Source organism: Streptomyces sp. NPDC048291 (assembly GCF_043201715.1).
GTDB lineage: Bacteria > Actinomycetota > Actinomycetes > Streptomycetales > Streptomycetaceae > Streptomyces.
The window spans coordinates 45348-55111 of the sequence record NZ_JBICZC010000029.1 but is presented as its reverse complement, the minus strand read 5'-3'; the positions used below and the strand labels follow the sequence as shown (position 1 = coordinate 55111).

Here is a 9764-nt window from a genome sequence, read left to right as displayed (position 1 = left end):
CAGGCCCTCGAACGGCTCGACCCGGCCCGCCCGTTGACCTGGATCTCCGGCCCTTCGGCCACCAGTGACATCGAGCTGGACCGGGTCGAGGGGGTGCACGGTCCACGCACCCTGGACGTGGTACTCGTGGACGGCGGGTGAAGGGCGCGGGCGGGGTGGCGGCCGGTCCCAACTGTGCGCGGCGATGCAAGGCCGTACGGGTTGAGCTGAAAGAGTGTTTTGTCCCGGCGGGGTTGTTTGGGTCAGGGTTCAGGTGTCGCGCCAGTTCGGGGTAGTCGGACATGTACTTCGTGGTCTTGAAGTGGGCCTCGTGCTGGGGGTTGTCGTTGTGGACATCCAGAGCGTTCCGTCATGCCGGAGCAGCGAGGTCAGGGGATTGGCTCCGCGCTGGTGGCGGCTGCTTCGGAGCATGCCGCGCCCGTCGGGGCCGTTCGCGTGGAGGGTCTCCCGCCGAGTGGTGTAGCCGATCAAGCTGGCGGAATCTGCAGGTCGCGGCGCGAATCGCTCTCGCCGGAGACCCTGTTGGGGTTCGCCGAGCCGGGACCAGCGGTGATCGCGCGACGGCCCGCGGCGGCACGTGCCGGACGGCTCCGAAGCGGAGTCGACGGACCGTGATCGGCTGCGCCACGACGGGGGACACGACCTTCGCGTGACGGCCCACTCCGGTCGCACGGCGGTGACGGTCTACGAACGGCTGGGCTTCGAGCCGTCCCGGCAGTTCCTGCAGCGGACGGCGTCACACGCAGTGGTGTGAGCGCGGCGTTCGAAACTGTGCGAAATCGATCGTCCGGCACCCTGTTCAGCACCCCCACTACCGGAAAACGAAGAACTTCCAGCTACAACCGGACTGGCACGGGGTGCCGCAGACTGCCGCGCCGAGCTTCAGCGCCAGTTCACCTCGGAGGCGGCGAACAAACTCTTCGCCGAACTCACCGTCGGGACCATGCCCACACCCCAGCACGGCTTTGCATCCGGCCAGGTCACACCGCGCTGCCGCGGGAAAGCTGTAGTGGCCGGGAACATCGAGGTTCTTGTGCTTGAGCGGGGACGGGCGACGGCGTCCTCGCCCGCGATCTCGTGGCCCGCGGCTCGGAGCTGTTCGGCGGCGGCGTCGATGACCGTGGTCCGCAGAAGGACGGCGTCGAGGACCGGGCCGAGCGCGCAGAGCCGGGTCCCCACGCCGTCCAGGAACGCCTGGGGGGGAAGGTGCCGGGCTTGCCGTGGCGCACCTCCCGGGCGTGCTTGCGGTAGGTCTCGTCCACCGGGTCGATGGCGTGCAGCAGGTGCTCGGTCCCGGCGATGCGCGCGGTTCGCCTCACACGGCTCCCAGCTGGGACGGGCGTCCCCCGCGTCCGACCGTGCGCAGCAGTTGTCAGGCGCGGACCTGGTCGGTGACCACGGACCCGGCGGCTCACAGCATACGAGGCCAGGCCCTCCGGCACCCCGTACGAGCCGGTCTCCGCATCGGCCGACGTCGTCCAGGGGGGAAGAACCTCTGCGGCGCATCACTCAGACAAGGTGCATCAGCGAACCGTGGTGGCACGGTGAATCAGCATGACGGCATGTTCACATGGTGAAATATGTTTCACCAGAATCGGTCACGAGTCTCGGATCGCCGTGATCGCGTGTCACTGGCGTATGTGCCGTCGATCGGGCCTGCTCTCGCGCGAGGCCGGACCATCTTCCCAAGGAGTCATCGATGAGCAGGAGCGAGTTCCCGGAGGCAGCGACGACGGCCGGAGTCGTGCGCGGTCGCCACGAGAACGGCCTCGCGGTCTTCCGCGGCATCCCCTACGCCCAGCCGCCGGTCGGCGAGGCGCGCTTCGCCGCCCACGGCCCGCCGAGCGCTGGGACGGAGTGCGGGAGGTGTTCGCGTTCGGGCCGCCGCCCCCGCAGGAGCCGTTGGGTCCCGAGACCGCCGTGCCTGAGGGCGTACCGTCCGGTGACGACTGGCTCACCGTCAACGTCTGGACTCCGGAAGCCGATCCTGCGGCGCTGAGGCCCGTGCTGGTGTGGATCTACGGCGGCGCCTACAAGTTCGGCTCCGCCGACGACCCCGCCTACGACGGCGCCCGCCTGTCCCGGGACGGTGGCATGGTCATCGTCACCCTCAACTACCGGGTCGGCGTCGAGGGGTTCCTGCGCATCGAGGGCGCGCCCGCCAACCGGGGCCTGCTCGACCAGGTCGCGGCGCTGGAGTGGGTGCGGGAGAACATCGCCACGTTCGGCGGCGACCCGGGTCGGGTCACGGTCTTCGGCGAGTCCGCCGGTGCCGGCTCGATCGCCGCGCTGATGACCATGGAGCAGACCCGGGGACTGTTCGGGCGGGCGATCGCCCAGAGCGTGCCGGGCACGTTCTTCTCCGACGGGTTGGCCACCGACATCGCCTGGACCCTGGCCGACGGGATCGGCCTGCGCCCGACGGTGGCCGACCTCGCGGGGGTCGACCCGCGTACGCTGCCCGCGGCCGGTGCTGCACTGACCGCCCGGATGCGCGCGTACGGTCACCGGTGGGGTGCGGTCGCGTTCACGCCGACACCTTTCTCGCCCGTCGTCGACGGCGAAGTGCTCACTGCCGCGCCGTGGGAGGCGCTGGCGTCCGGCGCGGCGCGGGACGTGGAACTCGTCGTGGGGCACAACCGGGACGAGTACCGGCTCTTCCTCCTGCTTGGCGGGATGCTGGGCAAGGTGGACGAGGGGCTGGCGTCGACGGGCCTCGGTCTGTTCGGACCGGGCCCGGACGCCGAGGCCGCCTACCGTGCCGCGTTCCCGGACGCCTCCGCCGAATACCTTTTTGAACTCGTACAGTCCGATTGGCTGTTCCGGATGCCCTCGCTGCATCTGGCCGAGGCCCACACGGCCGGCGGCGGTCGGGCCCATGTCTACGAACTGACCTGGCCGGCCCCCGCCCAGGGAGGTGTCCTGGGCGCCTGCCACGGACTGGACGTACCTCTGGTCTTCGGGGTCTATGGCGGCCTCGGCGGCATGCTGATTGGTCCCGAACCCTCCGCCGGGACCGAGGAGTTGTCCGCCCGGTTCCGGAGCGCCTGGACCGCGTTCGCGGCGACGGGCGACCCGGGCTGGCCGGCGTACGACACCACCCGCCGCCTGGTCCGGCTCCTCGACGCCGATTCGACGATCGCCCCCTACCCCGAGGAAGCGTCCCGTCGTCTGTGGGCGGACCATCTCTTCACCACGCTACCGCTGACGGCGAGCTGACCGTCCACAACCGGTGGCCTGCGTGGTGCCGACGGCCGGGTGGCCGGTGGACGCCGCCTCGGTCGCCCGGTGCCGGAAGGACCTGGCGGCCTTCAAACGTCCCTGGGAGGCGATCCGCCTCCCAGAACTGCCGCGCACCCCACCGGCAAGATCCGCTGCAACGTATTGCGCGCAACGGTCCGCGACGGCATCCGGCCGGACGCGCCCCTCGTGCCGGAGTGCCCCCCCGGGCAAGCGCTGACGGACTTGGCGCGCAAGGCCGTCAGTCGGTGCCGTGCCCGTGGGCCGGCTCGGCCCGTCGCGACAGTGCCGCGGGCTTCCGGTCGTGGAACAGGGCCGAGGCGTTCGATCCGCTCCAGGCCGCGGGCAGCCGGGGTGTCACGCGGTCTGGCCGGTGCCGCGCCCGCCAAGGCGTTTGTCCGTGAATCATGGTGAACCTGTGGAAGATTGACGGAAGTTGTGTGTGCGATGAGAATCAACTCACTCCGCTGTGCCTGAAGCGAGCGGAGTGGCGCGAGTGAATCCGGACGCGCATGTCCGCTGTTGTTCCCACGTCCCGACCTGCTCGCGCTCTGCCACCTCCCACAGTTTCCCGACCGCACAGAGGCTCATCTTGTCGCGCACGCAACAATCCAGAACCCTCGCTGTCTTCGCGGCGACCGCTGTCGCCGCCGCACTGCCCCTGTTCTCCGCCGGAACGGCGGTGGCCACCCCGGCCGGCGACGACTGCCGGTCCGCCACCATCCAGTACCGCATCGTCGACGCAGACGGAGGCGTCGTGGGATCGGACTGGACCTCGCAAGGCGGCTTCCACCTCTGGGACACCGTTCCCGGAAACGTCGAGGTCAGACTGGCCCCGGACCAGACCGTCGGCGCGGGGTGCACCTACCCTGTCTCGCTCGCCGAATACACCACCGAGGGGGCCAACTGGTACGTCTCCGGCCACCAGACCCTGGTCGACAAGGCCACCGTCTACCTCACCGCCGCCGACATCGCGGCCAAGGCCGACACCAAGCGGAACTGGCAGCGACTGAGCGTCAAGTCGCCTTCCTGCTATGGCCAGATCGACCTGTACGGCGATGACGTCACCTACGACGGCAAGACAGGCGAAGGTCACGGCCCCGCACCGTACGAACCCGACAACATAGTCACCCCCTACAACCTCATCGCCGCCTGGAACGGGGGCGACAAACCCTGCACCCCGGACACGCACGGCTCCCCGACCCCTAGCAGTCCGGCCCCGAGCGCTCCCGGGACCCCTACGCCTCCCGCCGACAGCACGCCACCCGCTTCGGAGACGACGCCGCCGGCCACACCGAGTCCGTCCACCACCCCGCCCACGACCTCGCACGTGCCCCCGATGTCCTCGCCTCCGCCGACCACGCCGGAGCCGACCCCCAGCCGCAGCACACCGCCGCTCGCGGAGACCGGCGCGAGTGACTCGACCGGACTCATCGCCGGCGGCGCCGTCCTGGTGATCGCCCTCGGCGCGGGCGCGGTCTACGCCGCCGGCCGTCGCACCCGCCGGTCCTGATACCGGCCCGCTGCCGGCCTGCGCGCTCGCACCGGCCCGACGCCTTCACCACCCGTTCGCGGAGGCGTCGGGTCCGCCGGACCAGCTCCTGTCCGGCAGCCACCGGGGAGCTACAGGTTCTGTTCGGCCCAGATGATCTTGCCGGTGGGGGTGTGCCGGCTACCCCACCGTTGGGTGAGCCGGGCGACCAGCAGAAGACCACGGCCGCCTTCGTCGAAGACGCGGGCGCGGCGCAGGTGGGGCGCGGTGCCGCTGCCGTCGGACACCTCGCAGATGAGGGTGGTGCCACGGATCAGCCGCAGCTGGATGGGCGGTTTGCCATAGCGGATGGCGTTGGTGATCAATTCGCTGACCACCAGTTCGGTGGTGAACACGATGTCCTGAGCCACGTTCCAGGCGGACAGCTTCTCGGATGCCTGCTTGCGGGCCGTGGAGACGATCTCTGGGCGGAGGGCAGGTCCCATGTCGCGACGTGGCCAGGGGCGAGAGCTCGGCTGCGGGCCACAAGGAGCGCGACTTCGTTCGAGCGGCGGGTGGGCAGCAGCGTGCGCAACACCCTGTCACTCGTCTCTCCCAACGGGTGGTCGGGGTGGGAAAGAAGGCCGCGGAGCACGGAGAGCGCTTCGTCGACGTCACGGTGGGTGTCTCCGAGCAGACCGTTCGTATAGAGCGTGAGGAGACTGCCCTCCGGGACATCGAACTCCTTGGCCTCGAAGGGCAGACCGCCAAGTCCCAGTGGGGGACCGGCGGGCAGGTCGAGGTACTCCACCGTGCCGTCCGGCGCGGTCAGGGCAGGCGGCGGATGCCCGGCCCGGGCCATGGTGCAGCGGCGCGTGACGGGATCATAGATCGCGTACAGACACGTTGCCCCGACCTCGCTAGGGCTGTCCAGCGTCGGCCGGGCCTCATCGCCTGTTGCTGCCCGGTCCAGGCGCAGGACCAGGTCGTCGAGCTGGGTCAGCAGCTCGTCCGGTGCCAGGTCCACGTCGGCCAGGGTTCGCACTGCGTCGCACAGCCGGCCCATGGTGGCGGATGCCTGTACGCCACGGCCGACCACGTCTCCCACCACGAGCGCGACTCTCGCCCCGGACAACGGGATGACATCGAACCAGTCACCGCCGATTTCGGCGTCCGGATCTGCTGGTATGCAGCGGGCCGCGATGTCCATGGCTGCATGGTGAGGAGTGCGAACAGGAAGAAGGCTGCTCTGCAGGGTGAGTGAGGTCTTTCGTTCGCGTGTGTAGCGGCGTGCGTTGTCGATGTACACCGCCGCACGGATCGCCAGGTCCTGCGCAAGCCGCAGGTCGTCCGCATCGAATGGTTCCGGCGTGCGGTGACGGGAGAAGAATGCCAAGCCCAGGGTGACGCCACGGGCGAGGAGCGGTACCACCATCAGCGAGTGAACCCCCGAAGGCGCGGATGCTGTGTACGCGCTCCGGCTCCTCGGGCGCCCAGTTCCAGACGGTGGCGTCGTCGAGTTGATTGACGAAGGCTTGACCGGTGGCCAGTGCGCGGCTGGCCGGCGAGTGCTTGTGGTAGGTGTGTACCGCCCCAAGCGAGACGACCGACTCGGGACAGCCCGGTAGTACCGACCGCTGGGCGGACCGCCGGAAGACCAGCGCCTCGCTTGAGAGGGCTCGTTCGAACTCTTCGCCTCGAAAGACGCTGTCAAGCAGGTCGACGAACACGAAGTCGGCGAAGTGCACCGTGCCCACCTCCGCCAGCTCATCAGTACCTCTTCGCTCCGGTAGCCGAGCAGGAGCTGGGCACCCGCGCTCCAACCGGTCAGAAGGCCCTGCCCGTCGGTGATCGCCACGATCGTCCGGACCTCGGACAGGATGTTGTCCGGGCCGGACTCAGGAGTGGACTGGCCCAGCGTCATCGCTATTCATCTCCGGTCGGTGAAATCCGCCGCTGCTTTCACACCAGTTTGCAGCAGATTCGCTCCGCAGTCCGATGTGCGGTCTCTGTGCCGCATGACGACCTCGGTCGCGTCTGGACCAGGACCTGGCTTGATCCGATGCGACTGTGGATACGCAACAGAGTGCGCAGCGTGGCTGACCTTGCCGGACGAGTCGATGCCGCTCTGCTTGGACCGTGTCCTACGTGCTGAGGCGGACGAGGCGCTTGTAACAGCAGAGAGCGGCGGCAAGTCCGAGAAAAGCCAGGTAGTTGCGGGGACGGCGCTCGTAGCGGGGACTGAGTCTGCGATAGCCGGACATCCACGACATCGTACGCTCGATCACCCACCTCCGACGTCCTAATCGCTCGCTGGATTCGATGCCCTTGCGGGCGATTCGTACTCCGATTCGCTTCCAACGGAGCCATCTGCGCAGGTCGGCGTGGTCGTAGGCTTTGTCTGTTTGGAGGCGCTGGGGCTTGAAGTACCGGCCGCGGTGAGGGTCGTGTCTCGTTTGGTGCCCCTCGACCATGGGCTTGAGCCCTTCGCTGTCGTGGGTGTTGCCGGCCGAGACGCCGACGAGGAGGGGCAGTCCGTTCGCGTCCGACAGGATGTGCATCTTGGAACCGGGCCTACCCCGGTCCACGGGGCTCGGACCTGTGTGTTCGCCCCTTTTTTAGCCCTGACGTGGGCGGTGTCCAGGACGACGCGGGTGACGTCGATAAGGCCGGCGTCGTCGAGCCGGTGCAGTACGGCTTCGTGGAGGCGGCCCCAGACACCGGCTCTCGACCAGATCAGGAATCTGCGGTGGGCGGTCGACTTCGATATCCCGAAGCAGGGTGGCAGCGCCCGCCAGGCGCAACCGCTGACCAGCACGTAGACGATCGCCGCAAACAGGGTCTCGTCTGGCGTGTCCTGCGTACCGCCGCCCTGCGGACGCACCCTCGACGGAGGGATCAGCGGCTTCGCGATCTCCTACAGCCCGTCCGGAACGATCCAGCTCCACGTACCCCGCCCCATACTGGGTCAACGTCCGCCTCACCACATAGGACACGGTCTAATCCGGTAAATCCTCGCGGACTCGGACCAGCGGCTCGGACCAGCGGTCCGGGACGTGACCCACCGGCACCTCCACCAGGCTCACATCGTGGTCACGCAGGGTGAATCGTTCGGCCTCACTGAGGCCACCACCGGGAAGGCAGTGATGCCACTGAGGTGAACGAGCCCTCAGAACGGCGGGGAGACATCTGGCCGGCAATGGGGACGCCGGGTCGGCCATGACTGCACGGAGCATCTGGCCGCCACCGGGGCAGACAACTGGCCGCTGACATTCAGGATCGGCAGGAACGGGTCCCTCGGCAAGGTCGGCACCGTCACCGGACTACCCCCCTTCTCCGAATCCGGCGTGGAGGGCATCGCCGCGGGGTAAAGAAGCGGCCGCCGCGGTGGCATGGCGCTCCGGAGGGACGTCCCTCGGGAGCGCTGTCCCTGTTCCGTAAGAGTTCATCTGTTCCGGAAGGACCGCGCACCCAGTGGGATGGAGGGCATGAAACTACGTGTCTCTCCACCGGTGTTCACGGGCAGACTGCACGATGCCCGCACCGCGACCGTGATCGGCCGCTGGTTGGGGCCGGCGTTCGTCGTGTGCTTCGTCACCGGTCTCGTCAGCCACGTCATGCAACATCCGCCGGGATGGCTGGCCGACGACATCCCGAGCCGCCCTGCCTGGGGATACCGGCTCACCCAGGGGCTGCACGTCGCCTCCGGGATCGCGGCGATCCCGCTGCTGCTCGCGAAGTTGTGGACGGTGTATCCGCGGCTGTTCCAGTGGCCGCCGTTCCGATCGGTCAGGCAGGGCCTGGAGCGGCTGTCGATCGCGGCACTGGTGGCCGGCTCCGTCTTCGAGCTGGCGACCGGGCTGCTCAACACGGTCCAGTGGTACCCGTGGCCGTTCTCGTTCGTGCCGGTGCACTACGCGGTCGCCTGGCTGGTCGTCGGGGCGCTGGTGCTGCACATCACGGTGAAGGCACCGGAGATCAGGGCCCACTGGACCCGTCGCTCGCCGGGCACGCTCGCCCTGCCCGTCCAGGACGGCCCGGACCGGCGCTCGCTGCTGGCCGCGCTCACCGCGGCCGTCGGAGCCGTCACGCTCACCACCGTCGGCCAGTCGTTCACCCCTCTGAAGGACTTCCTGCTGTTCGCTCCCCGGGACCCGGACGAGGGCCCGCAGTCCCTGCCGGTCAACCGGACCGCCGCCGCGGCCGGAGTCGGCCGGATCGCCGACGAGGAGTACCGCCTCTCGGTGGCCGGCCCGCAGCCGTACACCCTGACGCTGGACGAATTGCGTGCTCTGCCGCAGCACGAGGTGGAGCTGCCGATCGCGTGCGTGGAGGGTTGGAGCAAGTCGGCGCGCTGGACCGGCGTACGCGTCCTGGACCTGCTGGAGCGCGCGGATGCGCCGGAACAGGCGCGCGTACGGGTGGTGTCGTTGCAGCTGAGGGGCGGCTATCGGGTGTCGGAGATGGGGCACCGGCACGCCCGGGATCCGTTGACGCTGCTCGCCCTGCGGCTGAACGGCGAGGAACTCGACCCCGACCACGGTTATCCGGTGCGGCTCATCGCTCCCGATCGGCCGGGTGTGCTGCAGACCAAGTGGGTGGGCCGGCTGGAGGTGCTGGCGTGAAGGCGCTGCGTGTGGTGGCGGGTGCGGTGGGCGTTGCGCTCATGGGCTTTGGCGCGTTCCTGCTGACGGACACCGGCGATGTGCCGGATGTGCTGGTGTGGCTCGGCGGGGCGGTCGTCCTGCACGATGCGGTGATCGCCCCGGTGGTGCTGCTGGTCGGGCTGCTGCTGGTGCGTGGCGGTGTGCGCGGGCCGGTCCGCGGGGCCCTGCTGGTCGCGGGCGCGCTGACCGTGGTGGCGCTGCCCGTGCTGCTCCGGCCGGGCCGGACCGCCAACCCGTCGGTGCTGCCGCTGGACTATCCGCGCAACTGGCTGATCGCCATGGCGGCGGTGGCCACGGCGACGGCACTCTGGACGGCCGGCCGGCGGCTCCGGCGGGGGCGCGGCCGGCCTGACGAGTGACGCCCTTTGTCCGGCCTACGGGCCAGC

Annotated in this window: 9 protein-coding genes and 1 pseudogene; 6 read left to right on the top strand and 4 right to left on the bottom strand. The window is 69.4% G+C overall.

From position 1 onward, the window contains the following. The coding region (locus tag ACGF5O_RS48120) for an LUD domain-containing protein (protein ID WP_393816302.1) at window positions 1–141 on the top strand (141 nt) is incomplete at its 5' end. A gap of 210 nt (window positions 142–351) precedes the next feature. Then, window positions 352–615 carry a hypothetical protein gene (locus ACGF5O_RS48115; RefSeq protein WP_393816298.1) on the top strand — a complete coding sequence of 88 codons (264 nt, stop codon included), beginning with the start codon at window positions 352–354 and terminating at the stop codon, window positions 613–615. 267 nt (window positions 616–882) lie between these two features. Here ACGF5O_RS48115 and ACGF5O_RS48110 read toward each other — a convergent pair whose 3' ends face one another. Beyond that, on the bottom strand, window positions 883–1179 hold the full coding sequence (locus ACGF5O_RS48110; RefSeq protein WP_393816297.1) for a hypothetical protein: 297 nt from the start codon (window positions 1177–1179) through the stop codon (window positions 883–885). A gap of 520 nt (window positions 1180–1699) precedes the next feature. On the opposite strand from ACGF5O_RS48110, the pseudogene ACGF5O_RS48105 reads away from it, so the two are divergent. After that, window positions 1700–3219, top strand: a pseudogene (locus tag ACGF5O_RS48105) (carboxylesterase/lipase family protein). Window positions 3220–3832: 613 nt separating this feature from the next. Then, window positions 3833–4753 (top strand): LAETG motif-containing sortase-dependent surface protein, encoded by a 921-nt coding sequence (locus ACGF5O_RS48100; RefSeq protein ID WP_393816296.1) that lies wholly within the window; start codon window positions 3833–3835, stop codon window positions 4751–4753. A 110-nt stretch (window positions 4754–4863) separates the two neighbouring features. On the opposite strand, the gene ACGF5O_RS48095 is transcribed toward ACGF5O_RS48100, so the two are convergent. From ACGF5O_RS48095 to ACGF5O_RS48085, 3 genes are all read right to left on the bottom strand, one after another. Further along, window positions 4864–5142: an ATP-binding protein gene (locus tag ACGF5O_RS48095; protein WP_393816295.1), complete on the bottom strand. Its 279-nt coding sequence runs from the start codon at window positions 5140–5142 to the stop codon at window positions 4864–4866. After that, window positions 5094–6146, bottom strand: a complete 1053-nt coding sequence (locus ACGF5O_RS48090; protein WP_393816294.1) for a PP2C family protein-serine/threonine phosphatase — start codon at window positions 6144–6146, stop codon at window positions 5094–5096. The genes ACGF5O_RS48095 and ACGF5O_RS48090 overlap by 49 nt, the downstream gene beginning before the upstream one ends. A 709-nt stretch (window positions 6147–6855) precedes the next feature. Beyond that, a protein-coding gene (locus ACGF5O_RS48085; protein WP_393816301.1) for an IS5 family transposase occupies window positions 6856–7625 on the bottom strand; the annotation gives its coding sequence in 2 pieces (ribosomal slippage) (window positions 6856–7325 and window positions 7325–7625; 771 coding nt in all). 565 nt (window positions 7626–8190) lie between these two features. On the opposite strand from ACGF5O_RS48085, the gene ACGF5O_RS48080 reads away from it, so the two are divergent. Together ACGF5O_RS48080 and ACGF5O_RS48075 are read left to right on the top strand one after the other, a co-directional pair. Continuing rightward, on the top strand, window positions 8191–9336 hold the full coding sequence (locus ACGF5O_RS48080; RefSeq protein WP_393816293.1) for a molybdopterin-dependent oxidoreductase: 1146 nt from the start codon (window positions 8191–8193) through the stop codon (window positions 9334–9336). Further along, the gene (locus ACGF5O_RS48075; protein WP_393816292.1) at window positions 9333–9737 is read left to right on the top strand and encodes a hypothetical protein; all 405 of its coding nucleotides are present in this window, start codon (window positions 9333–9335) and stop codon (window positions 9735–9737) included. Before ACGF5O_RS48080 ends, ACGF5O_RS48075 begins: the two co-directional genes overlap by 4 nt. The last annotated feature ends 27 nt before the right edge of the window (window positions 9738–9764 follow it).

Excerpts from the sequence above, each read along its gene's own strand:
- ACGF5O_RS48080 (WP_393816293.1), top strand. The coding sequence starts at position 8,191 with ATGGAGGGCATGAAACTACGTGTCTCTCCACCGGTGTTCACGGGCAGA.
- ACGF5O_RS48090 (WP_393816294.1), bottom strand. The coding sequence starts at position 6,146 with ATGGTGGTACCGCTCCTCGCCCGTGGCGTCACCCTGGGCTTGGCATTC.
- ACGF5O_RS48115 (WP_393816298.1), top strand. The coding sequence starts at position 352 with ATGCCGGAGCAGCGAGGTCAGGGGATTGGCTCCGCGCTGGTGGCGGCT.